This window comes from Kutzneria buriramensis (assembly GCF_003387475.1).
In the GTDB taxonomy this organism is placed as follows: domain Bacteria; phylum Actinomycetota; class Actinomycetes; order Mycobacteriales; family Pseudonocardiaceae; genus Kutzneria; species Kutzneria buriramensis.
The window spans coordinates 130,197-154,242 of record NZ_QUNO01000016.1 but is presented as its reverse complement, the minus strand read 5'-3'; the positions used below and the strand labels follow the sequence as shown (position 1 = coordinate 154,242).

The window sequence follows — 24,046 nt, the reverse complement described above, 5'->3', positions numbered from 1 at the left end:
GGTCACGGACCGCAGACTCTCCGCCATCGTTCGCGCCGCGGGAGGTTCGATGAGCGAGTTCATCCCGATCGACACCGGTCCGGAGCCCACCACCACGACCGTCAAGACGGACGTGAACCACGGGGTGCAGGCGCAGACGATCAACGGCGGCGTCACGATGTCGCTGTGGCCGACGGAGCCCGAGCTCGTGGCGTGCACACCGACCCGCGGCGACCGGCGCGCTGCCCGCGAGCTCTACGTGCCACGCGACGGAATTGAGCGGGCACGTCGCGACCTGCGGGAGGAGCGCGTCACGTTGCTCGCCGGCCGGGGCAACGGCTGGGAGATCGCGGCGCTGCGGTTGCTGGAGACGGAACTGTCGGCGAAGACGGTGCACCTCAACCCGATCCGCCGCCTCGACAGCGTGCGAGCCGACGAGCTGCCACGCCGCGGCGGGTACGTGTGGGCCGCCCGGCGTAGGTTCGACGAACTCGCGTTTCGGCAGGCCGTCGACGCCGTGGTGGCGGCCGAGGGATACCTGGTGTTGCTGATCGAGCATCCGGACGAGGTGCCGAACGCACTACGCCAGAAGGTGGTCTTCCTCGGCGCGCCGGATGCGATGGACTTGGCGTGCAAGCAGATCCGGGACGTCTGCGCGCCGGCGGAGGACAAGCCGCTGCGGGTGCTGGACGAGACGTTCGGGGCGGCCCTGCGTGCCGGCACCACGCCCCGCAAGGCGGTGCAGGCCGCGGATCTCGCGACGCGTCAGGCAAGCGGCGAGCTCAGCGAGGGCGAGGCGCTCGAGATGTTCGGCGAGGAGTTGGCACAGGCCGTCCGCAAATGGTTCGAGTCGGAGCGCTGGATGACCGAGTACACGGTCATGGTCGCGGTTGCAGTGCTGGAGAACATGTCCGCCGACATCGTCTTCGCGGCCGCCGAGAAGCTGGAACTCGCCGTCCGTGCGGCGGAGCTCCCCGCGGACCGGGCACCCCGGCCCCGCCGCGTGTTCACATTCGCCCGGGACAACCTGTTGGACACCATCGGCGCGACCGTCGACAAGCGAGAACACCCGCGCTACAGCACGCTGACCGAGGAGACGGTGCGGTTCCGGCGTCAGGACTGGGCCAGGGCCCTGGTCAGACACGCCTGGGCGCAGTACCCGGCGTTGCAGTCGACGCTCGTACAGTGGATGGTGGACTCGGCGGAGCCCGCGCAGGGCGCGCCGGCGCTGTGCACGGTGATCCTCGACGTCCCGGCCAACGATCCGCTGCGGCACCTCACCACTCTCGCGGGCGGCGCCCGTAAGGACGAACGCGTGTTCGCCGCGGTCACACTCGCCTTGCTCGCCGGCCATTTCGACCGGCAGAGGCTGGTCGACGAGACGCTGGACCGGTGGATCGACGCCCCGGACGGGGTGCGGCGCAAGCTCACGGCGGCCATGGTGCTCGGGCTGATGTACGGCACGCGGCCGGTGAAGGACGGGCTGGACCGGCTGGAACGGATCGCCGACACGGACAAGAAGCACCTGCTGGACGCGGTGATCTGGGCCGTGATGACGATCCGGGTTCACGGCCGCAACCAGGTGCCGGTGCTACAGACGATGTGCCGGTGGCTGTGCTCTCCGTACGAGTGGGACGGCCAACGCGTGGTGGCCCTGTCGGTCGGCTGGCAGATCGTGGGGTTGGGCCGCAGCGCGGGATTCGCGTTCCCGGAGCCGGCGGAGGTGGACCGGACGGCAGCCACGGCGCTCACTCGGGCCCTGTTCGGCCACATCATGCGGGACCGGGTCTTCGGGGCGAAGGCGATCGAGGTGATGATCGGGCTGGCGGAGCGGGGGCGGTACGACCCGGCCGCGACCCGGCAGCTGTTCGTTCTGATGGCGATGGTGCTCGGCGACCACAGCCGCCGCGCGGCCAGGAAGGCTCTGGTCCGCCGCCATCCCTATCTGCGCCGCCGGATCGGGCGGCTGTTCCGGCTGGTGCGCCTGTTGGAGGGTCGGCCGTGGTGGGCGGTCGTGGCAGGGTGGTGGCATGGATCTCGACGAGCTGGTGACGCGACTGGATCTTGACACGAAGGCGGCCCTGCTGGCGGGACATGACCGCTGGGCGCTCCCCGCGGTGCCGGAGATCGGGCTGGGGTCGCTGGTGATGTCCGACGGTCCGATCGGCGTCCGGGGCACGCGGGCGACGCCGGAGGACCCGTCGGTGGCGCTGCCTAGCCCGACGGCGCTGGCGGCCTGTTGGGATCCGGAACTGGCGCGGCGGGTGGGCCGGCTGCTGGCGCAGGAGGCGCGCCGCAAGGGCGTGCACGTGCTGCTGGCGCCGACGGTGAACCTGCACCGGACGCCGTTGGGTGGCCGGCATTTCGAGTGCTACTCCGAGGATCCGCTGCTGACGGGCCTGGTGGGCGCGGGCTACGTCCGGGGCGTGCAGGACGGCGGCGTGGCGACGACGGTGAAGCACTTCGTCGCCAACGACTCGGAGACGCAGCGGTACACGGTGGACGTCCGGGTGGACGAGCGGACGCTGCGGGAGCTGTACCTGGCGCCGTTCGAGATCATCGTGCGGCAGGCGCGGCCGTGGGGCGTCATGGCGGCGTACAACTCGGTCAACGGCACGACGATGACCGAGCACGGCCCGCTGCAGAACGGGATCCTGCGCGAGGAATGGGGATTCGACGGCTTCATCGTGTCGGACTGGACGGCGACCCGGCACACGGAGCGGGCGGCGCTGGGCGGTCTGGACGTGGCGATGCCGGGCCCGATCACGCCGTTCGGGCCGAAGCTCGCGCAGGCGGTCCGTGACGGCAAGGTGCCGGCGGACGTGGTGGACGCGATGGTCCGCCGGGTGCTGGTGCTGGCGGCCCGCGTCGGAGTCCTGGACGGCTTCGAACCGGCGGTCACGACTCTGCCGGAGCCGATCGACGGCGACAGCCTGGCGCGTGAGGTGGCGGCGCGGTCCTTCGTGCTGCTGCACAACAAGGCGGGATTGCTCCCGCTGGACGCAACGAAGGCGGCAAAAGTCGCAGTGCTCGGCGGCGCGGCGAGGGACGCCCGGATCCTCGGCGGCGGCAGCGCGGTGGTCTACCCGTCGGAGGTGATCTCCCCGCTGGACGGCCTGCGGGAGGCGCTGCCGGTGGTGTACGAGCTCGGCGCGGACCCGCGAACGCAGCTGCCTCCCTTGGGGGACAACGCGGAACTCCGCTGGATCGCGCGGGACGGCGACGGCGACGAGGTGGCGACCGGACCGCTGGAACGCGGCGAGATCCGGTGGATAGGCGAGGCGCCGGCAGGCGTGGATCCACAACGAGTGCGATCCGTGGAGATCGCCGGCACGTTCACACCGGTCGAGTCCGGCCCGCAGACGTTCGGGTTCATCGGCCTCGGCGAGGCCCGGCTCGAAGTCGGCGGCACGGTCCTGTTCGACGGCTCGAACCAGCCCGCGGGCGACGACCCGTTCACGGCGGTGCTGAACCCGCGGGAACGGCGTTTCGACCTGGAACTGCCGGCGGGGGAGCCGGTCGAGGTGAGCTTCCGCCTGACGCCGCTCGGCCTCGAACGCGGCATCAACAAGTACGTGTGGATCGCCCTCACCCTTGGCCACAGTGGACCGGAAGCCGATGCGGAGCGCCGGATCGAGCGGGCGGTGGCCGTCGCCCGGGACGCCGATGTGGCAGTGATCGTGGTGGGCACGACCGACCAGAGCGAGAGCGAGGGCTTCGACCGCACGACGCTGGCGCTGCCGGGTCCGCAGGACGAACTCGTCCGACGGGTCGCCGCCGCGAACCCGAACACGGTCGTCGTGGTGAACGCGGGCTCGCCGGTGGAGATGCCGTGGGCCGACGACGTGGCGGCGGTGCTGCTGACCTGGTTCCCGGGACAGGCGGCCGGCGGCGCGCTGGCCGACGTCCTGCTGGGCCGCGAGGAGCCCGGCGGCCGCCTGCCGACGACGTGGCCGAAGCGGACCGAGGACGCTCCGGTGCTGAACGTGACGCCGGCCGACGGAGTCCTCGGCTACGACGAGGGCGTTTTCATCGGCTACCGGGCGTGGCTGCGTTCGGACGTCGAGCCGGCCTACTGGTTCGGGCACGGAATCGGCTACACGGAATGGGCGTACGAATCGGTCGAATTCACACCGGCGTCCACTGAGGACATTCTCGGCACGGCGACGGTCACGGTGCGGAATTTTGGAACCCGGCGCGGCCGCGAGATCGTGCAGGCCTATCTGGCGCCGGCGGAGGCCGATCCGGAACGGCCGGCGCGCTGGCTGGCCGGGTTCGCGGCGGTGGCCGCCGGTCCCGGCGAGCGGGCCACCGCGGTGATCACCGTGCCGAGGCGCTCCGCCCAGGTGTGGCGGGACGGCGGCTGGCGGGAGGCGGCCGGTCCGCACCGGCTGGAGGTCGGACGCTCGGTGGCCGACCGGCGACTCACTGTTGACCTCAAGAACGGTACAGTAGCCGGTTGACGGTGAGTTCTTCGAGGTGAGAGTGGTGGGTGTGGCAACAGGGCGGGTGCTGCGTTTCGACGATGTGCGCGGCTTCGGGTTCATCGCGCCGGACTCGGGCAGCGAGGACGTGTTCGTGCACGCGAACGACCTCAGCGAGGACAAGTCGGTGTTCAAGCCGGGCACCAACGTCGAGTTCCAGATCGAGGAGGGCGACCGCGGCCTGAAGGCCGTGGACGTGCGGCGGGCCGGCCGGTCGGCCAACCGGGGCGGCGGCGGTCCGGTGTCCGGGTTCGGCGCCGAGCTGACCGAGGCGCTGCTGGTCGAGGTGCCGGAGTTGACCGGCGCGCAGATCGTGCGGATCCGCCAGACGGTGGCGGACGTGGCGAGGGCCCGCGGCGTCTCGCTGTGACGGGGCGGGCGGTGGCCACGGCCGCCCGCCTTTCCGTGCCAGTCCTCGGATTTCCGGACACGAGCGTTCGGCTCCGGTGTAGCGTTCGATCTTGTTAACGCCGTTTATGTGCGGAGGCAAGACCCGTGGCTACTGGTGAAATCACCGCCTGCCCATACCCATTCCCCGAGGCGCCGGCGCTGGAGCTCGCCCCCGAGTACGGCGAATTCCGTCGCGCCGCGGGCCTGCCGACGCTGGAGATGCCCTACGGCGGCCGGGCCTGGCTCGCCACCCGGCTCGAGGACGTCAAGTTGGTGCTGGCCGATCCCCGCTTCAGCCGGGCCGCCGCACTGAACAAGGACATTCCGCGGAACATGCCCATGCTCGAGACGACGCCGAACATCCTTGCCATGGACCCGCCGAACCACAGCCGGGTGCGCCGCGTGGTGGCGAAGGCGTTCACCGCCCGCAACATCGAGCTGCTGCGGCCGCGGGTGGAGGCGATGATCGACGGCCTGCTCGACCGGATGACCGACGGCAAGGACACCGCCGATCTCGTCGACGAGCTGGCCCTGCCGATGGCGGTCACCGCGATCAGCGAGATCCTCGGCGTGCCGGAGGACGAGCGCGACGAGTTCCACGACTGGTCCATGGTCGCGAGCGCGGTCAAGGGCCCGACGATGGAGGAGATCGTCGCGGCCAACGACGCGCTGTGGGCGTTCTTCCGCCGGCTGGTCGCCGAGCGCGCGGAGCGGCCGAGCGACGACCTGATCAGCATCCTGTTGGCCGCGCACGACACCGAGGGTCGGCTGTCCGAGGACGAGATGGTCTCGCTCGGCGTGACGATCCTCTCGGCCGGCCACGAGACCACCGCCAACCAACTCTCCGGCCACGTGTTCACGCTGATGAACCAGCGGGAGCTGTGGCAGCGCCTGGTCGATCGTCCCGGGGACGTTCCGCAGGCGGTCGAGGAACTGCTGCGCGCGACGCCCCTGGGAGTGGTGACCTTCGCGCGCATCGCCAAGGAGGACGTCGAGGTCGGCGGCACGCTCGTGCGCGCCGGCGACTCGGTCGTGACGCAGATCGCCGCGGCCAACTTCGACGAGAACGTCTTCGACCGCGCCGACGAGCTGGACTTCGACCGGGAGGCCAACCCGCACATCGCCTTCGGTCACGGCGCCCACCACTGCCTCGGCGCGCCGCTGGCCCGGCTGGAGCTCAGGACGGCGATGACCGCCCTGGTGCGACGGCTGCCGTCGCTGCGGCTGGCGGTGCCCGCCGAGGAGGTCGCGTTCAAGAAGGGCGGTCTGCTGCGAGGCCCTGACTCGCTGCCGGTCACCTGGTGACGCTGGTCACGTGAGCGGAAACGCGGCGTGGCGCCACCCGTCCGGGGTGGCGCCACGCGAGGCGAAAGCTCGTCGGTCGTCGCCGACCGACTACTTGTGCGGGTCACCTCCGACGAGTTTGACCATGCGGTTGAGCAACCGGGCCACCCGGTTGTCGGGGCGTGCCGGCCGGCACACGGGCTCGTACGTCCCGCAGTGCAGCCGTTCCGCGCCGGTGCTCGTGGTCGCGACCACTGTGGCGTGGCCGCAGCCCGGGCACGGGGCGAGGGTGCCATCCGGATCGGGAATGCTTAAGACACTCACCAGGCGGCCTCCAGGACCAGTCTGTCCATGGCCACAGTGTCCCATCCCGCGGGGCCGGCGGTGCAGGGGTTTGCCCGCCCGGGCGCGTCGCCAGGCCTCTGCGCGCCCGGATTTCTGTGCTAGGCATGACGGATGATCGAGGCGGTGACGGAAGTCCTCCGGACGGCGCGCGAACGGGCCGACAGCGCCGCTGAGCAGGCCGGGGTGGTCGTGCGGGTGCTGCACGAGCTGCCCGAACTGGAACAGGTCGCGGCCCTGTGCGACCAGGTGTGGCGGCCGGACCCGACGGTGCCGACGATGACCGTGGAGTGGCTGCGGGTTCTTTCGCATGTCGGAAACTACGTGGCCGCGGCGTTCCGTGACGACCTGATGATCGGTGCGACGGTGGGCTTCTTCGGGCCGCCGGACACCCGGAGCCTGCACTCCCACATCACCGGCGTGCTGCCGGACGGGCAGGTGCGCGGCGTCGGTTTCGCGCTGAAGACCCACCAGCGGGCGTGGGCGTTGGACAACGGCGTCCGCACGATCGGCTGGACGTTCGATCCGCTGGTCTCCCGCAACGCCCACTTCAACCTGGCCAAGCTGGGCGCGCGCTGCCGTGTGTACCTGGAGTCGTTCTACGGCGACATGCCCGACGAGCTGAACGCCGGCGACGAGAGCGATCGCCTGCTGCTGGACTGGGATCTGGCGGATCCGGCCGTGGAGCAGGTGCTCGACGGCCATCCGGTGCAGCGCGCGCCGGGTGCGGTGGTGGCGCTGGGCATCGCCGGCGACCAGCGGCCGGTGCCGGGCGAGATCAAGGGCCGACACGTGGAAGTCCGTATCCCGCAAGACATCTACGCCGTCCGCAAGGCGCGGCCGGAGACGGCGTTGCGGTGGCGGCTGGCGGTGCGGGACGTGCTCGGCGGCCTGCTCGCGGACGGCGCGGTGATCACGGGATTCAGCCGCGAGGGCGGCTATCTGATCGACCGGGGTGAGGACGCGTGAAGATCGAGGGCCTCGAGCTGCGCTGGCTGTCACTGCCGCTGGTCGGCACGTTCCGGACCTCGTTCGGCAGCGAGGACAGCCGGGATCTGTTGCTGCTGCGGCTGGTCACCGATCGCGGCGAGGGCTGGTCGGAGTGCGTCGCGATGTCGGAACCGGTGTACTCGCCCGAATACGTCGACGCGGCGGCACACGTGATCGAGCACGTGTTGTTCCCCGAGGTGGCGGCACTGTCCGATCCGGACGTTCACGCGGTTTCCCGTGCCATGCAACGGTTTCACGGTCACCAGATGGCCAAGGCCGCGCTGGAGACCGCGTTCCTGGACGCGGAGCTGCGTTCCCTGGACCTCTCGCTGGCCCGCTACCTCGGCGGCGCCGTCGACCGGGTCGCCTCCGGCGTCTCCGTCGGCATCATGGACTCCATCCCGCAGCTGCTCGACGCCGTCGCCGGCTATCTCGACCAGGGCTACGTCCGGATCAAGCTGAAGATCGAACCCGGCTGGGACGTCGAGCCGGTGCGGGCCGTGCGGGAGCGGTTCGGCGACGGCGTGCCGCTCCAGGTCGACGCGAACACCGCCTACACCGTCGGCGACGCGCGGCAGCTGGCCAGGCTGGACCCGTTCGACCTGCTGCTGATCGAGCAGCCGCTGCCCGAGGACGACCTGCTCGGCCACGCCCAGCTGGCTCGGCTCGTGCGGACCCCGATCTGCCTGGACGAGTCCATCACCTCGGCGAAGGTCGCGGCGGACGCCATCACGCTCGGCGCCTGCTCGATCGTCAACATCAAGCCCGGGCGGGTCGGCGGCTACCTGGAATCGCGCCGGGTGCACGACGTCTGCCAGGCGCACGGCGTGCCGGTGTGGTGCGGCGGCATGCTCGAGACCGGCATCGGGCGGGCGGCGAACGTGGCGCTCGCCTCGCTGCCCGGGTTCACTCTGCCGGGTGACACCTCGGCGTCGGACCGGTACTACCACCGGGACCTGACCGGGCCGTTCACACTCGAGAACGGGCACGTCCGGGTGCCGACCGGACCGGGAATCGGTGTCACGCCCGTACCCGAAATTCTGCACGAGCTGACCATGGACACCCGCTGGTTGCCGGCAAGCGGGTGACCGAATGGCCGATCGGTGGAATTAATTGTTCTAGACCTCCCGTCACCCGGCGGATTCATAAATGTATACTTCGGTGTGTGCTGGGTCTCTCGGACTTGCGCCACTGAATCGAACCTGCTCGAATAATGAGGTACCGTCGCCTTGTCCTTGGGGGCAAAGAAATGCAGTACCTCAGCCGGGCCGGCGCGCTCGTCGGCACTGCCGCCGCTGTCGTCGCCGTGTCCACCGGGGCAGCCCAGGCGGATCCGCCGTCGCTGTCGGAGGTCGTCACGGACACCACCCTGTCCACCACGATTTTCCATCCGGGCCGGGATGTCCACGCGACCTGGCACTTCAACGCCGCGTACGCGCCACAGGTGACCGCCGTCCAACTGTGGCTCGCGCACTCCACGGGGATGGGTCACGCGCCCAACACGCTCATCACCGCGAACGTGGACCCGAAAACGGGCGCCGCGGACTTCACGGTGCCGAACGTGACGTCGAGCGGTCCGGGCAACATCTGGATTTTCGACATCGTGTGGGACGACAACGGCCGCCAGACCGAGTTGTCGCTGACGAACATCACCGTGAAGTGATAACGGCCGGGTAGGCGCACGCCGCCGCGCCACCCGGTCGCCATATTCTTCCCAATCGTCGTCGGCCGTGTTCGTTCAGGCGAATTACTTTGTCCGGACGGCCGGCGTTGTTCGGAGAACGGAATACAGCGAGGCCGCGGGGCTCTGCCCCGCGGCCTCGCTGCCGTCCAAGCCCGTCCGGTGACGCATCAGTCCCTATCGCACCCTATTGAGGTGTGCCATGGGGAAGGATGCGGTACGCTACGTGCTGTGTCCCAGGAGATGTACTCCGTCGAGCAGGTTGCCGACCAGCTCGGCCTGCACGTGCGCACCGTCCGCAACTACGTGCGCGAAGGCCGGCTCAAGGCGGTCAGGATCGGCAAGCAGTACCGGATCGCCCGCGAGGACCTGGAGGCCTTCACGGGCGTCGAGTCCAAGGTGCGGCGGACCCGGCACGTCGAGGTGTCGAGCATCGTCGAGGTCGACGCGATCAGCCGGGAGGACGCCGGCCGGATCGCGATGGGGGCCATGGCTGCGGCCAACACCCGTGGCTACCAGGAGCGGCCGCTGCGCATCGAGACCGCGTACGACGAGGAACGCGGCCGGCTGAAGGTCATCGTCCTGGGGGACCCGACCACCACCGCGGAGCTGCTGCGGTGGATCGCGCTGATCGCGGAGGGGGAGTCATGACGGCAACGATCTACAAGACCGAGGCCGGTGGCGAGCAGATTCGTCGCCAGTACGAGGAGTGGCTGGCGCACTGGCCCGTGCCGGCCGAGCGTCGCACCGTGCCGACTCGGCACGGTGACACGTTCGTGATGGTGTCCGGGCCGGAGAACGGACCGCCGGTGCTGTTGATACACGGCTCCGGCGCCAACACCCTGACCTGGATGCCGCTGGTGGGCCGGCTGGCTGACCGGTTCCGGCTGCACGCCGTGGACGTGATCGGCGAGCCGGGGCTGAGCGCCCCGTCGCGGCCGCCGCTCAGGTCGCCGGCCTACGCCGAGTGGCTCGACGACGTGCTGGACGGCCTCGGCCTGACCGAGGTGCAGGTCGTCGCCGCGTCGCTGGGCGGCTGGCTCGCCATCGACTACGTCACGCGGCGACCCGGGCGGGTCACCCGAATGGTGCTGACAGTACCCGGCGGCATCGGGCGGCAGCGGTTCAGCAACGTGGCCGGGTTCCTGCTGGGTAAGCTGCTCGGACGCAAGGACCCGGAGCCGAAATCTCCGCAGGAGAAGTACATCCGCATGGTGTTCCAGCACTTCCGGCCCCGGCTGATCCTGCCCCGGTTCAGCGACGCGCAGCTGCGCAAGCTGACGGTGCCGCTGCTGGTGATCGTCGGCGACCGGGACGAGCTGCTCGACTCGCGGGGCACGCAGCGGCGGCTGGCGGCCTGCGTGCGGAACAGCACCGTGCTGACGCTGGCCGGCGAGGGGCACATGCTGCCGGACCAGAGCGAGCGGATCGGCGGGTTCCTCCATGGCTGACGTGGTGACGGACATCGGTGACACGAAGGCGTACCTACTTGCACCAGACGGTCCGAAGGTCGCATCCGAACAGGACGCGGTCGACATCATCGGGCAGCTTTGGGGGCAGCCCGTCGCCCTGGTGGCGATCCCGGTGGAGCGGTTCGCGGACGGCGTCTTCGACCTCAAGACGACGCTGCTGGGCCACTTCACGCAGAAGTTCATCGGCTACGGCAAGAGGCTCGCCGTGCTCGGTGACCTGGGCGAACACCTCGCGGCGAGCGAGTCGCTGCGGGCGTACGTGCGGGAGTCCAACCGGGGCCGGCACATCTGGTTCGCCGCGAGTATTGACGAGGTGGCGGCCCGCCTGTCCTGACTATCCTGGGCGGATGGACCAACTGGGGGCAGAGGTCGACCAGCTCGCCGTGACCACGTCGTTCTCCGGCGTTGTGCGGCTAGACCGCGCCGGCGAGACGGTGTTCGAACGGGCCTACGGCATGGCGCATCGCGGACTGGGTGTTCCGAACACAGTGGACACCCGGTTCGCGATCGCCAGCGGCACCAAGCCGTTGACCGCGTTGGCGGTGATGACGCTGGTCGAGGACGGCACGGTCGAGCTGTCCACGACCGCGCGGTCCGTGCTGGGCTCGGACCTGCCGCTGATCGACGACGCCGTGACGGTCGAGCAGTTGCTGTCCCACCGCTCCGGTATCGGCGACTACTACGACGAGGACGCTGGCCCCTGGCTGGCGGTGCCCGTCCAGGAGCTCGTGACCACGGAGGACTACCTGGCCGTCCTGGACGGTTATCCCACGAAATTCCCGCCGGGCACGGACTTTCGCTACAACAACGGCGCCTTCGTGGTACTGGCGCTGATCGCCGAACGAGTCAGCGGCATCCCGTTCCACGATCTGGTCGCGCAACGGGTCTGCGCGCCGGCCGGCATGGTCGACACGGAGTTTCTGCGCGCCGACGAGCCGGACCACCGCGTGGCGCTCGGTTACCTGGAGCAGGATGGCTTGCGCACCAACGTGTTCCACCTCCCGGTCAGGGGAACCGGCGACGGCGGAATCTATTCCACCGTCGCCGACTACCACGCGCTGTGGCGGGCCTTCTTCGCCGGCCGGATCGTGTCGCCGGCGCTGGTGGCGGAGATGGTGCGGCCGCGCAGCGTCGTCGAGCGGTGGGGACGCCGAAACGGTCTGGGATTCTGGCTGCACATGTCGTCCGATGTGGTGATAGCCGCCGGCAGCGACCCGGGCGTGTCGTTCGGGTCCGTATGCGACCCGGCCGGCGCGTTCACGTACACGGTGATCGGCAATACCAAGGCCGGCGCGCCGCCGATCGCCCGCCTCTTCGTGTGACACCAACGGAGGTTTTGCCCGCTGGGGCGGCTGGCTAGCATTCCGCCGATGGACGAGTTGACGGACGCGTGGCGCACCTCGCCGGAACGCCGCCGGCAGGTTCGCGGTGGATGGTTCACCGTCCTGGTGGTGATCGCGGTCGGCGTGACGTCCTATGTGCTGTACCGCGACTACCACGTTTCCGTTGGCGTGGAACGGTTTGTCGGGCCGGACCTCGCCGTGCTGGTGCTGGCCGTCGTGACGGCGCTGGTGTTCGCCGTGCTGGCGCTGCTGGTCAACTTGGCGTATCGCGATGCGCTCCAACGGGAGCATCTCGACCGCCAACGGTTGGCGGAGGCGCGTCGGCTGTTGGGCCATGCCGAGCAGGCCGCCGACCGGCAGGGGCCGCTCGACCTGAACGCGTTGTGGTCGCTCACCCAGCGGCGCATGGACTACTACCACACGCTGGCGACGTCCCAGGCGGATCGCAGTTTCCGTCAGGCGCAACGGATGGTGGTCGTCGGCTTCGCCGTGCTGGTGATCGCCGTCGTCGCGGTGGCGTTCACGGGCACCATGGTCGTGGCGATCGTCGCCGGGTCCGTCGGCGCGGTCGGGGCCCTGGTCGCCGTTTACCTCGGGCGGTCCTTCCTCCGTGCCCACGAGGCGTCGGTGGACCGCCTGCACGACCAGTTCTCCGAGCCGTTCACCTTCTCGCGGCAGCTGTCGGCCGAACGGCTGCTGATTCTGCTCGAAGCGGAGGATCGCGCCGCCGCCGTGCGGGACCTGATCCGGGCCATCGTCGCGCTGCCGCCGGCCCAGGCCGAGTCGGTCAGGCGAGGGCGGCACTCCTCGGTCCCGGAGTGACCGGCGCGGCGGCGTAGCCGTTGACGACCACGTCGTCGAGGCGGGTGGGCTCGGACGCCAGTGCCAGGTCCGGAAACCGGCGGCGTAGCTTCGTGATCGCCTCGGTGACGAGGTCGTCGTGGTCGCCGAGGGTGAGGCGGCCGGTGGCGTCGCGGGACAGGTCCAGGTCGTCGGGCCGGTCGAACACGGACGGGTCGCGGTTGGCCGAGCCGATCAGCACCGCCACGGTCTCGCCGGGCAGGATGTCGATGCCCGCCAACGAAGTCGGCTCGGCGACCGGTTGCAGCGCCGTCGCGTACGGGCCGTCGTGACGGGACAGCTCCGCCACGTTGAGGCCCTGCTGTTCGGGGTGTCGGAGCAGGTCGACGATGCCGTTCACGATCAGGTGCGCGACGACGTCGTCACCGGTGGCCGGCTTGGCGAAGTCGGCGAGCAGGTCGAAGTCGCCGTCGAGGCCGGCGAGCACGTCGTCGACGTCCGACAGCGTCGGCGCCTGCGGCGCCGGCTTGAGGATGGCGACCGCGTCCGCGTAGCGGCTGACCAGCCACACCCAGCGGCCGTCGGGCAGGACGGCCTCACAGATCGGCGCCTGCAACCGCAGCCACCGATGCATGGTGTGCCGGTCGTTGATGTACTTGTCGTCGAGCATCACGGCCACGAGTCATTCTACGTGGTGCGGACGACAAGTCCGGTCAGGCCCCGCAGTGTCGGGTCGGCGCGGAACGTCGGAGCGGGGGAGCCGGGGTCGAGGCGCAGACGCGGAAACCTCGCGGCGAGGGCGGGGAACAGCACCTGGCCCTCGAGTCGGGCCAGGGCCGCGCCGAGGCAGTAGTGCGCGCCGGCGCCGAAGGCGAGGTGCGTGGCGGCGTCGGCGCGGCGCAGGTCGAGCCGGTCGGGATCGGGGTAGCGGGCGGGGTCGCGGTTGGCCGCGCCGAGCACGGGAAACACCAGCTCGCCGGCCCGGATCTGCTGTCCGGCCAGGACGACGTCCGCGGTGACCAGCTGCGGGGTGATGATCGGCGCGGGCGTGTCGTAGCGGAGCAGTTCCTCGGCGGCGGTCTTCGCGACGGACGGGTCTTCGCGCAGGAGTGCGAACTGGTCGGGGTTGCGCAGCAAGGCAAGCACGCCGTTGCCGATGTAGTGGGCGGTGGTCTCCAGTCCGGCGTTGATCACCGAGATGACGGTGGTGACAAGGTCCTCGGTGGTCGTTCTGCCGATGTACCTGGTGAGTTCGTCGGCGGCGTCGCTGGCCCGGTGGGCCACGGCGACCGGGTCCGCGCCGAACTGGGCCTGGCCCAGGACGGCCATCACGGCCTTGCTCCACTCGGCCACCATGGCCTGGTCCTCGCGCGGCACGCCGACGAGGTCCATCACGGTGCGGCCGGGAAGCGGATACGCCACCTCGTCGAGGAATTCGACGGGCCCCGGCCGGTCGATCGCGTCGAGGATCTCGGTGACCGTCCGCTCGACCTGGTCCCGCATCGCCTCGATCACCCGGCCGGTGAACCGTCCCGCCACCGCGCGGCGCATCCGGTCGTGGCTCTCGTGGTTGCTGAACGGCAGGCTGGAGTCGAGCCAGTCGATGAACGGGGTGAGCTCGGCGCGGACGTCCGGCGGCAGCCGCGTGAGCAGGGTTGACGTGGACGGGCGGACCACTTTCTGGTCCCTGAGCAGGGCGGACACCTCGGCGTGGCGGGTCAGCACCCAGCCGTCCAGGGCGTCGTCGCGGTGGACCGGCGCGAGGTCGCGAAGCAGGTGGTAGAACGGATACGGATCGGCCAGGAAGTCCGGATCCATCGGGTTGATGTGGATGCTGGACTCGACCCTGGCCGACGCCGGCGGCCGCGGCGCCGGGATCCGGTCTATGCAGCGTCGGACGGCAGCAGCGAGGGAGGTGAGATCCGGCGGGACGAGCGCCGTGAAATGGTTGCCGGGCACGGTGATCACCGTCAGCCGGCCCAGGTCGACGTCATGCCAGCCGTTGGCCGGGTCGTCCAGGCGGAGCGCGATGTGCCGGTCGTCGAACAGCACCTGGGGGAAGCCGCCCTCGGCCTTGATCAGCGTGACGTCCAGATCGGACGGACCCGGGTCGTACCGCACCACGGCCTCGAGTTGCGCCTGGTAGACACGCATGATGGTGGCGATGTGCTCGTCGGCGGGGCCGCTCGCGCCGAGGAACCGCGCCAGCTCGCGGCGCTGCTCGGCGGGGGAGAGCGTCTGGTCGACGCGCCGCCGCGGGGCATCCGCGCCGCGGAAGGCGAGGCCGCGCATGCGCCACAGTTCCTCGATGATCGCCACGTCGTCCGCGGGTGGCTCCGGTTGGTCGGGTTCGGCGAGGTAGGTGTCGATCAGGATCACCTGCGCGACTTCCTCGCCGCGGGCGCGCAGCATGCGGCCGACCTCGTACGCCACGAGGCCGCCGAAGGAATGGCCGCCGAGCAGGTACGGGCCGTGCGGCTGGATGGCCTTGATCTCGTCGATGTACCTGGTAGCCAGCGCCGGCACGTCGTCGAGCGGCTCTTCCACGCCGTCGAACCCGGGGCTCTGCAAGGCGTAGAAGGTCTGTTGCTGGCCGATCGCCCTCGCCAGCGGCAGCAGGTAGTAGGCCGCGCCCACCGCGCCGCCGATGCAGAAGAACGGTCGCGGCGGGGTCAGCGCCAGCGCCAGGCTCCGCGGGGGCGCGGCATGGGGGCCGCGCTCGGTGAGGTGTCGGGCGACGGCGTCCACAGTGGGCAGTTCGAGCAGAAGGGAGTGCGGAACGCGATAACCCAGCCAGGTCGAGAGATCGGCCAGCACGGTGGCCATGGAAAGCGACTCCAGGCCCAGGGTGGCGATCGGCGCGTGCGGATCGACCGGGCGCTTCAGCTCGGCGGACACGCGGCGCACCAGCCACTCCCGGACGTCGGAGCCGAAGTGCCGGGCGACAAAGGTTCGCGCATAGTCGAGGTTGCACTCGATCAGCTCGAACGCCGGCAGGCTGCCCACGTGGAAGGTGCGATGGCGGCCCTGGAGCTGCTCGATCCGGTCGTAGATGCCGTCGGCCAGGTCGGCGCTGCCGAAGTGCGGCATGAACTTCCAGTGCCGCTGGTGCAGGGCGTCCGTCGTCGGTGACGGCCCGTAGGAGTAGCAGGCGTAGACGTCACTGTCGGCATAGCGATGGTGGAAGGAGGTGGTGCCGTGTAGCGAGAAGGCCAGCCGTGGCTGATCGGGCGCGGTGCAGAACGTCGTGCGGTAGTCGTGGTAGCGGATCCCGGCAGCGATGTGCAGTTCGTCCTCGCGGGCGTCCAGCACCGGCAGCAGCTGGTCCAGCGGCACCGTGAGCACGAGGTCGTCGAACCGGAGGGTCTCGCCGTCGACGGTGACGAGCACTCGGGTTCCGTGCCGGCGGATCGTGGAAATCCTGACGCCGCAACGGACATCCGCCAGCTTGGCGGCGACCAGGTCCCAGACCTGGCCAAAGCCGCCGGCGATGGTGAACGCCCGGCCCGGTGCGTCGGACAGGAGGCCGGTCATCTCGGCGTACTTGACGAGGTACAGCGCCGGCAGGTCGCCGTCGAGACGACCGTAGCCCGCCGAGGTGTAGCCGAGTCCGAACGACGCGGCGAACTCCGGCAGCTCACTGAGCCACTCCCGTACGGGCATGGCGAGCGCCCGGGCCGAATGCGCCAGTCCGGCCTTCGCGATGTCGGGGAAGTGCTCGCTGCGGAGGGCTTCGTAGCGGCGGCGTGCCGCCCAGGGCAGAGGCGGTTGCGGCGTGTGCGCAACGACGTCCTCGGTGTTCAGGCCCAGCTCGGCGATCAACGCCGACAGCTGTTTGTACATTGGGGTGCAGACGTGGCCGCCGACGTCGAACACGTGGCCGTCGAGAGTCACCGAGGCGCACTTGCCGCCGACTTCGGGCGCGGATTCCAACACCGTGACCGAGTGCCCGGCACGTTCGAGCTCCCGCGCGACGGTCAGACCGCTGACGCCGGCCCCGACGACACAGACCCGCCTCACGCAGGCACGCCCTCACGCTCCAGGAACGCGGCCCGGCAGGCGCTGCGGCGGATCTTGCCGCTGGTCGTCTTGCGGACCAGGCCCTGCGGCCCGACGACGACCCGTGCGCAGGTCAGCTGGTGGTCGCGGTGCACCCGTGCCGTCACGGCCTCGACGATCGGCTGCGCGTCCGTGCGGCGGTCTCGGGTCTCCACCAGGACGACGACGCGCTCGCCCTCGTCGGCCGGCACCGAGAAGACGGCGACTCCGCCCGGCCGGATGGCCGGGTGGCAGTCGCGCACGCTCGCCTCGATGTCCTCCGGGTGCAGGTTGCGCCCGCGCACGATGATCAGGTCCTTCAGCCGGCCCGTGACGAACAGCTCGTCGCCGTGCAGGAAGCCGAGGTCGCCCGTGCGCAGATAGCGGGTCGGGTCCTCGCCGCCGGCGACCTGGGCGTGGAACGTGCGCCGGGTCTGGTCGGCCTGCCCGTAGTAGCCGAGGGCCTTGGTCGCCGAACTGACCCACACCTCGCCGACCCGGCACGGCGGCAGGACCTCGTGCGTGTCCGGGTCCACGATGCGCAGCCGGGCGTCGAACTTGGTGAGCCGGCCGCAGCCGACGACCGTGGTCGCCGGTCGCTCCGACATGGCCGGCACCGCCCGGCCCGCCTCCAGGCTCGTCCGGTCCAGGCTGAGCGTGCCGCGGCCGCCCATGGTGACGCTCACCGTGTGCTCGGCCAGGCCGTACGCCGCGTAGAACGCGTCCCGGTGCAGGCCGGCCGGCTCGAAGGCGTCCAGGAACGCCTCGACGGTGGCCGGCCGGATCGGCTCCGCCGCGGACATGAACACCCGCACCTCGGACAGGTCCCAGCGGGCGCGTTGTTCGACGGTGGTTTTGCGGACAGCCAGGTCGAAGGCGAAGTTCGGCGCCGCGGTGTGCGTCGCGCGCACCCGGGACAGCACGTCGAACCACACGGCCGGGCGACGCAGGAACGCCATCGGCGACAGCAGATAGCTGTGCGCGTTGCCGGCGAGCGTGGAGACGGTGACGCTGATCAGCCCGAAGTCGTGGTACTGCGGCAGCCAGAACACGCCCCGCGCCCGCTCGCCCAGGCCCAGGTCGACGGCGTTCGCGGTGATCTCGGCGATCAGGTTGCCGTGCGTGATGACCACTCCGCGTGGCGATCCGGTTGAGCCGGACGTGTACTGGAGCAGCGCCGGCTCGTCCGGATCGGACGGCGAGTGCCACTCGACCGGAGCAGTCGCCGGGCGGCAGTTGTCGGTGTGCCGCCAGGTGATCCGCGGCCAGCTCGGTTTCGTCCGGTCGAACACGCCGGCCACCGCGCCGACGCTGCGGGCCCGGTCGTAGGACTTCGTGGTGAGCACCGCCCGGGGCCGGCAGTCGTCGAGCACGGCGGCGAAGGCGGGCAGGGTCTGCCGCAGGCGGAATGGGTCCGGCGGGTACACCGGCACCGGGATCACGCCGGCGATCAGGCAGCCGACCAGCGCGTACACGAACTCCGGGCCGGGCGGGTACACCAGCACCGCGCGGTCGCCGGGCTCGAAACCCCAGCGCCGCAGCGAATCCGCGACCGCCTCGCCGCCGGCCGCGAGCTGCCCGGCGGTGAGCGTGAGGCGATCGCCGCCATCGTCGTCCACGAACGTGAACAGGACACGCCGCGGACTGTCCTGGGCGAGCGCGCGCAACGGCGCCAGTGCCGAATTCCGCAAAACCAGTCACCGTCCTTGTCCATCCGCGACCGCTCGCCCGCTGGTCGCGCCCCCGCACACGCACACCGTGCGGCAGGTGTCGTCCGGCGCGCAAGGACCCTGACCGGTCGTGTCGCCGAAAGCTACATATCTACTGTTGGTGTGCTCGACGGTCGTCCACTGTGGAACATCTGGGGGAAGGGACAGCGGATGGGCGAAGACGGGGTGCTGCCGGACGCCCGGCCGGCCGGCCCGCAGGACCTGATGGCGGCGATCGCGGACGCCGCCCGGCTGGCCTGCGTGCTCACCGACCTGCTGACCACGCTCCGTGCACCCACCCGGCGGCTGGCCGGCCCGGGCGCGGCCGCTTCCCTGGAGGTCGCCCGCCGGCGGTCCGAAGAGGCACTCTTGGAGCTCGAGATCGCCCTCGGCGACGTCCGGGCGGCCGCGGGCCGTACGATACGTCCGAACGGGTGAGGTAGCTGGCGAAGGTCTTCGACCGGGGAAGAATGATGATCCTCATCTGGCCGCCGCTCAGGGTTGCGTGGTGACTAAGGTTGGCAGACATGAGTCCGGCGTCGTGCCCCGACTGCGCTGTGCCGTCGGCGCGTCCGCTGCGCGTGCTGGCGGTCGACGACGAGATGCCCGTGCTCGAGGAGATCGTCTACCTGCTCGGCGCGGACCCGCGCGTGGGCGTCGCCGAGGGAGCGCAGGACTCGACCGAGGCGCTGCGCCTGCTGCACCGCGCGGCCGATGAGGACCGCCCGGTCGACGCGGTGTTCCTGGACATCAAGATGCCCGGCCTGAACGGTATGGAGCTGGCCCGGGTCCTGACCCGGTTCGCCAGCCCGCCCGGGCTGGTGTTCGTCACCGCCGACGAGCAGTCCGCGGTCGAGGCGTTCGAGCTCAAGGCGCTGGACTACGTGCTGAAGCCGATCCGGCCGCAGCGGCTGGCCGAGGCCGTGCACCGGGTCGCGCACAAGGTGATCGCCAGCTCCGTGCACGTGCCGGCGCAGCAGGCCGTCGAGCCGCCCGCGGTGACCCCCGACGACGTCATCCCGGTCGAGCTGGGTGGCGTGACCCGGTTCCTGCGGCTCGCCGACGTCCGGTACGCCGAGGCCCAGGGCGACTACGCACGCCTGCACACCGCCAACGGCAGCTACCTGGTGCGCACGCCGCTGACCGGACTGGAGGAGCGCTGGCGGGAGGCCGGCTTCGTGCGCATCCACCGCAGCCACCTGATCGCGCTGGCGTACGTGGAGGAGCTGCGGCTGGACGGCGGGCAGCTGTCGGTGAAGATCGGCGGCGCCATGCTGACCGTGAGCCGCCGGCACACACCGCAGCTGCGCGACCTGCTCGTGAAGCGGGCTCGGCCGAACATGGTGCGGGCGGGCAAGTGAACGGCGAGCGGCCCAGACGGGTGGTCGTCACCAGCCCACGGACCCGCGCGGCGCGCCGGTCTCGCTCGTACCCGATCGTGCGGGAGATCGACGAGCAGTCCGAGGTCGGCGCGCTGTACATGAGGTCGCTGATGCGGACCCAGTTCCGCCTCGGCGTGCTGGTGGTGCTGCTGGTCTGCGGGCCGCTGGCGGCGCTGCCGCTGCTGTTCAGCCTGGTGCCGCTGACCAAGACGGTGATGGTGCTCGGCTTGCCACTGCCGTGGCTGGTGCTCGGCCTGGCGGTGTATCCGGTCGTCGTGGCGGCCGCCTGCTACTACGTGTGGCGGGTGGAGCGCACCGAGCGGGAGTTCGCCGACCTCGTCGAGCAGTCCTGACCGGTGAACAGCACCTACTCCGCGGTCTTCGTCGCGCTGGTGCTGGTCGCCGCGCTGCTCATCGGCGGCTACGGGCTCCGGATCTCCCGCACCACCTCCGACTTCTACGTGGCCTCGCGGACGGTGTCGCCATGGTGGAACGCGTCCGCGATCGGCGGCGAGTACCTGTCGGCGGCATCGTTCCTCGGCGTCGCCGGCCTGATCTTCGCGTACGGCCCGGACATGCTCTGGTACCCGATCGGCTACACCGTCGGCTACCTCGTGCTGTTGGCGCTGGTCGCCGCGCCGCTGCGGCGGTCCGGGGCGTACACGGTGCCGGACTTCGCCGAGGCGCGGTTGGAGTCGCGGCGCGTGCGGCGGATGGCCAGTGTGCTGTCGGTCGGCATCGGCTGGCTGTACCTGGTGCCGCAGTTGCAGGGCGCGGGGTTGACGCTGACGACCGTGACCGGCGCGCCGGGCTGGCTCGGCGGATTGCTGGTGGCGGCGGTGGTCGCGGTGAACGTGATGGCCGGCGGGATGCGGAGCATCACCTTCGTGCAGGCCGTGCAGTACTGGTTGAAGCTCACCGCGCTGGCGGTGCCGGTGATCTTCCTGGTGCTGGCCTGGCGCGATGCCGGCGCTCCGGCATTGGACGGCTCGCTGCCGGCGGTGTTCCCCAACGACACCAGCGTCACCGTGCAGTCCACTGTGGACGTGGACGTGCCGTCACGGGTGTCGGTCTTCGTGCACGGCAACGTGGACGGGCATGATCGGACCGGATCCCAGGTGCTGCTGGCGCCCGGTTCGCACCGGGTGACCGCCGGCACCGTGCTTGACTTCCCGTCAGGTTCCGCCGTGCCGCAGGTGAAGGGCATTCCCGCCGACACGAACGCGGAGTGGGCCAAGCCGCTCGGCGGCGAGGGCCACGGCGACCCGTTCTACGTGACGTACTCGCTGATCATCGCGACCTTCCTCGGCACCATGGGCCTGCCGCACGTCGTGGTTCGCTTCTACACCAACCCGAACGGCCGCCAGACTCGGCGGACCACCGTCGTCGTGCTGGCCCTGCTCGGCGTCTTCTACCTCCTGCCGCCCGCCTACGCCGCCCTCGGCCGGATCTACACCCCAGAACTACTGCTGACCGGCCAGACCGACGCCGTGGTTCTGGTGCTGCCGTCACGGCTGGTCGGCGGCACTCTCGGGGAGTTGCTCGGTGCCCTGGTCGCCGGCGGCGCGTTCGCCGCGTTCCTGTCGACGTCATCGGGGCTGACGCTGTCCGTCGCCGGTGTGCTGTCCCAGGACGTGCTGTCGCTTCGGGGACTTCGCGGCTTCCGGGTGGCGACGTTCCTCGCCGCTGCGGTGCCGTTCGGGGCGGCCCTGCTGGTGTCCGGCATGTCGCTGGCGGACGTCGTGGGGTTGGCGTTCGCTGTGGCCGCGTCGTCGTTCTGCCCGCTGTTGCTGCTGGGCATCTGGTGGCGGCGGCTGACCCCGTTCGGCGCGATGGCCGGCATGGCCGCCGGTGGCGGACTCGCCCTGGTCGCCGGGCTGGTGACGCTGTTGGTGCCGCCCGGCTCCGGGATCGTCTACGATCTGCTCAGCCGGCCGGCGGCGTGGACCGTGCCGCTGGGATTCGCCGTGATGATCGTCGGGTCGCTGCTGACGCCTCGGACCGTGCCGGCGTCGGTGAACCGGACCATGGTCCGGCTGCACGCCCCGGAGGCGCTCGGTCTCGCCGAGGAGGAGACGCCGTGACGACCGCTGTGCTGGCGGCGCTGCTGTGCGTGATGGCCCTTGCCGTGCTGGCGTTGTTGTGGCGGCTGCGGAGTCTGTACCGCGAGTCCGGCAACGCCGTCGACCGCGCCACCTACGACACCCTGCACACCGCCTGGTCCGCCGCCCCGCCTCTTCGTGCCGGGTTGGTGCCCGAAGCCGCGCGCCGGTCCGCGCCGCATCTTCGTGCGCTGCTGGACACGCCCGCGCTGGCCTTGACCGACGGCGAACGGGTTCTCGCGTGGGACGGCATAGGCGAGCAACACTCGGACTCCGTCCTGGAGATCATCGCGCCCGCCTTCGCCCACGGCCGTTCGCACGTGACTCGCGTCAGCTGCGACGATCCCGAATGCCTCCTGCGCTACGCGGTCCTGGTTCCGTTGCATGTGGACGGTCGCGTGGCCGGCGTGCTCATCGCCTACGCCCTCGAGGCTTCTGCCGGACTTGTCCGTGCGGCCAACGAGGTCGCCCGGTGGGCCGGCGGGCAGCTGGAGCTGGCCGAGCTGGACCGGTCCAAGCAGCGACTCATCGAGGCCGAGGTTCGGGCGCTGCGGGCGCAGATCTCACCGCACTTCATCTTCAACTCGCTCACCGCCATCGCGTCCTACGTGCGGACCGACCCCGAGCGGGCGCGAACCCTGCTGCTCGACTTCGCCGAGTTCACCCGCTACTCGTTCCGGCGGCACGGCGAGTACACCACCCTCGCCGAGGAACTGCGGTCCATCGACCAGTACCTGTCGCTGGAACGCGCCCGCTTCGGCGAACGACTCCAGGTGACCCTCCAGATCGCCCCCGAGGTCCTGCCCGTAGCCGTGCCGTTCCTGTGCATGCAACCGTTGGTGGAGAACGCCGTGCGGCACGGCATGGAGGGCAAGGTCGGTCCCGGCCACATCAGCATCCAGGCCGCCGACGCCGGGGCCGAGGCGCACATCAGCATCGAGGACGACGGCGTCGGCATGGATCCCGAGCGCCTGCGCCGCACCCTCGCCGGCGAGCCCGACGAGCAGACCGGCATCGGCCTCGGCAACATCGACGAACGCCTCCGCCAGGTCTACGGCGACGAGTACGGCCTGGTCGTGGAGACCGCCGTCGGCGCCGGCACCAAGATCCACCTGCGGGTTCCCAAGTACCGCCCCGGCATCCACGCCGACTGACCCGCCCCTCCGCGACCGTCCAACCCCCGCGCGGGACGAGTGGCACAAGCACCGTCACACCGAGTGTCGGTTCGTGCGGAACTGCGACTCGCGGCTCGTTTCTGCCTGAAACCGCATTTCGGTGTGTCTGTGGGCGCGACTCGCGGGGGAAATCAGGCGGCGGCGAGGGCTTGTTCGCCGGTGGGGGTGAGGACGGCGGGGAGCCAGGCGCCTCTGGGGCCGGTGCCGGCGGTGCGGAGCAGGCCGGCGTGGGCGAGGTCCCGGGCCATGGCCTGGTCGCAGCAGGCAAGGCCGTCGACCCGGAGGTCGGGCTCGCAGCTGTCGGTCAGCTCGGCGCGACCGGCCTGCACGGCTCGGAGCATGGCGAGTGCGCGGTGCGGCAGCGGACTGGTCATCGGTGGGCTCCTTCCCGGCGGTGAGGTGACCGGATACACGGCCCGCGCGCCCGGCCGGTTCACGGCGGGTCGGCGAGGGGGCCGATCGGTGGCCGGGTCCCCCTGCGGGGCGACGACCGGCGGCCGGGGTCCTCGGAGGGCGAGATGTGGCCGGGGTCCTCGGGGCGACTGGTGGTCGGGGTCTTCGGGGGACGACTGGTGGCACAGCCGGTCATCGGTGGGCGGGTTTTCGCAGGACAGGCATCGGCGAGCAACGTCCGCGTGAACCGAGGATGTCCGTGGTGGATGTCGAAACCGTCGAACGGTAGGAGAACCGCGGAGAGGGCGTTCCGGGTGCCTCTCGCACCCTGCTCGAACCGGTTCTCGCAGACCGAAGGGCATGTGAGTGAGGCCGAACACTTCTCGCGAGTCGCGGCGCCTTCACCGACGGGTTAACTCGTTCGGGTGGTCCGAAGGCGTTTACGGGAGCGAATCCTTGTGCCGTCAAGTAACGACCCTCG

Annotated in this window: 22 protein-coding genes; 17 read left to right on the top strand and 5 right to left on the bottom strand. The window is 70.7% G+C overall.

Annotated features, from left to right (window positions below; translation table 11 throughout):
* Positions 1–49 precede the first annotated feature (49 nt).
* The 4 genes from BCF44_RS39120 (at position 50) to BCF44_RS39105 (ending at position 6,158) form a co-directional block, all read left to right on the top strand.
* Positions 50–2,047 carry a hypothetical protein gene (locus tag BCF44_RS39120; RefSeq protein ID WP_116179547.1) on the top strand — a complete coding sequence of 666 codons (1,998 nt, stop codon included), beginning with the start codon at positions 50–52 and terminating at the stop codon, positions 2,045–2,047.
* Complete coding sequence (locus tag BCF44_RS39115; RefSeq protein ID WP_116179546.1) at positions 2,010–4,442, top strand: beta-glucosidase family protein; 2,433 nt, start codon at positions 2,010–2,012, stop codon at positions 4,440–4,442. The genes BCF44_RS39120 and BCF44_RS39115 overlap by 38 nt, the downstream gene beginning before the upstream one ends.
* 25 nt (positions 4,443–4,467) lie before the next feature.
* Complete coding sequence (locus tag BCF44_RS39110) at positions 4,468–4,833, top strand: cold-shock protein (RefSeq protein WP_246016062.1); 366 nt, start codon at positions 4,468–4,470, stop codon at positions 4,831–4,833.
* Positions 4,834–4,958: 125 nt separating this feature from the next.
* Positions 4,959–6,158 (top strand): cytochrome P450, encoded by a 1,200-nt coding sequence (locus BCF44_RS39105; protein ID WP_211353419.1) that lies wholly within the window; start codon positions 4,959–4,961, stop codon positions 6,156–6,158.
* Positions 6,159–6,248: 90 nt separating this feature from the next.
* On the opposite strand, the gene BCF44_RS54890 is transcribed toward BCF44_RS39105, so the two are convergent.
* Positions 6,249–6,461: a hypothetical protein gene (locus BCF44_RS54890; RefSeq protein WP_147328794.1), complete on the bottom strand. Its 213-nt coding sequence runs from the start codon at positions 6,459–6,461 to the stop codon at positions 6,249–6,251.
* Between the two features lie 144 nt (positions 6,462–6,605).
* Here BCF44_RS54890 and BCF44_RS39100 point away from each other — a divergent pair, with 144 nt between their 5' ends.
* The 8 genes from BCF44_RS39100 to BCF44_RS39065 all read left to right on the top strand — a co-directional run bounded on the left by BCF44_RS39100 (position 6,606) and on the right by BCF44_RS39065 (position 12,787).
* Positions 6,606–7,448: a GNAT family N-acetyltransferase gene (locus BCF44_RS39100; protein WP_147328793.1), complete on the top strand. Its 843-nt coding sequence runs from the start codon at positions 6,606–6,608 to the stop codon at positions 7,446–7,448.
* Positions 7,445–8,557: an o-succinylbenzoate synthase gene (menC, locus tag BCF44_RS39095; RefSeq protein ID WP_116179544.1), complete on the top strand. Its 1,113-nt coding sequence runs from the start codon at positions 7,445–7,447 to the stop codon at positions 8,555–8,557. Before BCF44_RS39100 ends, menC begins: the two co-directional genes overlap by 4 nt.
* A gap of 161 nt (positions 8,558–8,718) precedes the next feature.
* Entirely contained in the window at positions 8,719–9,132 is a 414-nt protein-coding gene (locus BCF44_RS39090; RefSeq protein WP_116179543.1) for a hypothetical protein, read from the top strand.
* A gap of 249 nt (positions 9,133–9,381) precedes the next feature.
* Complete coding sequence (locus BCF44_RS39085) at positions 9,382–9,801, top strand: helix-turn-helix domain-containing protein (protein ID WP_116179542.1); 420 nt, start codon at positions 9,382–9,384, stop codon at positions 9,799–9,801.
* Entirely contained in the window at positions 9,798–10,601 is an 804-nt protein-coding gene (locus BCF44_RS39080; protein WP_116179541.1) for an alpha/beta fold hydrolase, read from the top strand. The genes BCF44_RS39085 and BCF44_RS39080 overlap by 4 nt, the downstream gene beginning before the upstream one ends.
* Positions 10,594–10,956: a DUF4180 domain-containing protein gene (locus BCF44_RS39075; RefSeq protein WP_116179540.1), complete on the top strand. Its 363-nt coding sequence runs from the start codon at positions 10,594–10,596 to the stop codon at positions 10,954–10,956. Before BCF44_RS39080 ends, BCF44_RS39075 begins: the two co-directional genes overlap by 8 nt.
* Before the next feature lie 13 nt (positions 10,957–10,969).
* A complete protein-coding gene (locus tag BCF44_RS39070) occupies positions 10,970–11,944 on the top strand; it encodes a serine hydrolase domain-containing protein (protein ID WP_116179539.1) in 975 nt (324 codons plus the stop codon).
* 48 nt (positions 11,945–11,992) lie between these two features.
* Positions 11,993–12,787 carry a TRADD-N-associated membrane domain-containing protein gene (locus BCF44_RS39065; RefSeq protein ID WP_116179538.1) on the top strand — a complete coding sequence of 265 codons (795 nt, stop codon included), beginning with the start codon at positions 11,993–11,995 and terminating at the stop codon, positions 12,785–12,787.
* On the opposite strand, the gene BCF44_RS39060 is transcribed toward BCF44_RS39065, so the two are convergent.
* Genes BCF44_RS39060 through BCF44_RS39050 form a run of 3 tightly spaced genes read right to left on the bottom strand, consistent with a single transcriptional unit; the run spans position 12,753 to position 18,495 of the window.
* Positions 12,753–13,445: a cytochrome P450 family protein gene (locus BCF44_RS39060; protein ID WP_116179537.1), complete on the bottom strand. Its 693-nt coding sequence runs from the start codon at positions 13,443–13,445 to the stop codon at positions 12,753–12,755. The genes BCF44_RS39065 and BCF44_RS39060 overlap by 35 nt on opposite strands.
* 8 nt (positions 13,446–13,453) lie before the next feature.
* Positions 13,454–16,786, bottom strand: coding sequence for a cytochrome P450 (locus BCF44_RS39055; protein ID WP_116179536.1), 3,333 nt, complete (start codon positions 16,784–16,786; stop codon positions 13,454–13,456).
* Complete coding sequence (locus tag BCF44_RS39050; protein WP_170217981.1) at positions 16,783–18,495, bottom strand: fatty acyl-AMP ligase; 1,713 nt, start codon at positions 18,493–18,495, stop codon at positions 16,783–16,785. Before BCF44_RS39050 ends, BCF44_RS39055 begins: the two co-directional genes overlap by 4 nt.
* Before the next feature lie 189 nt (positions 18,496–18,684).
* On the opposite strand from BCF44_RS39050, the gene BCF44_RS39045 reads away from it, so the two are divergent.
* From BCF44_RS39045 to BCF44_RS39025, 5 genes are all read left to right on the top strand, one after another.
* Entirely contained in the window at positions 18,685–18,951 is a 267-nt protein-coding gene (locus tag BCF44_RS39045) for a hypothetical protein (RefSeq protein WP_170217971.1), read from the top strand.
* An 89-nt stretch (positions 18,952–19,040) separates the two neighbouring features.
* Positions 19,041–19,874: a LytR/AlgR family response regulator transcription factor gene (locus tag BCF44_RS39040; RefSeq protein WP_116179533.1), complete on the top strand. Its 834-nt coding sequence runs from the start codon at positions 19,041–19,043 to the stop codon at positions 19,872–19,874.
* Positions 19,871–20,248, top strand: a complete 378-nt coding sequence (locus tag BCF44_RS39035; protein ID WP_116179532.1) for a hypothetical protein — start codon at positions 19,871–19,873, stop codon at positions 20,246–20,248. Before BCF44_RS39040 ends, BCF44_RS39035 begins: the two co-directional genes overlap by 4 nt.
* A gap of 3 nt (positions 20,249–20,251) precedes the next feature.
* Positions 20,252–21,979: a sodium/solute symporter gene (locus BCF44_RS39030; protein ID WP_116179531.1), complete on the top strand. Its 1,728-nt coding sequence runs from the start codon at positions 20,252–20,254 to the stop codon at positions 21,977–21,979.
* A complete protein-coding gene (locus BCF44_RS39025; protein WP_246016061.1) occupies positions 21,976–23,151 on the top strand; it encodes a sensor histidine kinase in 1,176 nt (391 codons plus the stop codon). Before BCF44_RS39030 ends, BCF44_RS39025 begins: the two co-directional genes overlap by 4 nt.
* A 152-nt stretch (positions 23,152–23,303) precedes the next feature.
* Here BCF44_RS39025 and BCF44_RS39020 read toward each other — a convergent pair whose 3' ends face one another.
* Positions 23,304–23,546 carry a hypothetical protein gene (locus tag BCF44_RS39020; RefSeq protein ID WP_116179530.1) on the bottom strand — a complete coding sequence of 81 codons (243 nt, stop codon included), beginning with the start codon at positions 23,544–23,546 and terminating at the stop codon, positions 23,304–23,306.
* Between the last annotated feature and the right edge of the window lie 500 nt (positions 23,547–24,046).

Bases quoted from the DNA above. Each gene is read 5' to 3' on its own strand.
- BCF44_RS39115 (WP_116179546.1), top strand. From the start codon at position 2,010: ATGGATCTCGACGAGCTGGTGACGCGACTGGATCTTGACACGAAGGCG.
- BCF44_RS39090 (WP_116179543.1), top strand. From the start codon at position 8,719: ATGCAGTACCTCAGCCGGGCCGGCGCGCTCGTCGGCACTGCCGCCGCT.
- BCF44_RS39045 (WP_170217971.1), top strand. From the start codon at position 18,685: ATGGGCGAAGACGGGGTGCTGCCGGACGCCCGGCCGGCCGGCCCGCAG.
- BCF44_RS39075 (WP_116179540.1), top strand. From the start codon at position 10,594: ATGGCTGACGTGGTGACGGACATCGGTGACACGAAGGCGTACCTACTT.
- BCF44_RS39120 (WP_116179547.1), top strand. From the start codon at position 50: ATGAGCGAGTTCATCCCGATCGACACCGGTCCGGAGCCCACCACCACG.
- BCF44_RS39065 (WP_116179538.1), top strand. From the start codon at position 11,993: ATGGACGAGTTGACGGACGCGTGGCGCACCTCGCCGGAACGCCGCCGG.
- BCF44_RS39020 (WP_116179530.1), bottom strand. From the start codon at position 23,546: ATGACCAGTCCGCTGCCGCACCGCGCACTCGCCATGCTCCGAGCCGTG.
- BCF44_RS39040 (WP_116179533.1), top strand. From the start codon at position 19,041: ATGAGTCCGGCGTCGTGCCCCGACTGCGCTGTGCCGTCGGCGCGTCCG.
- BCF44_RS39080 (WP_116179541.1), top strand. From the start codon at position 9,798: ATGACGGCAACGATCTACAAGACCGAGGCCGGTGGCGAGCAGATTCGT.
- BCF44_RS39070 (WP_116179539.1), top strand. From the start codon at position 10,970: ATGGACCAACTGGGGGCAGAGGTCGACCAGCTCGCCGTGACCACGTCG.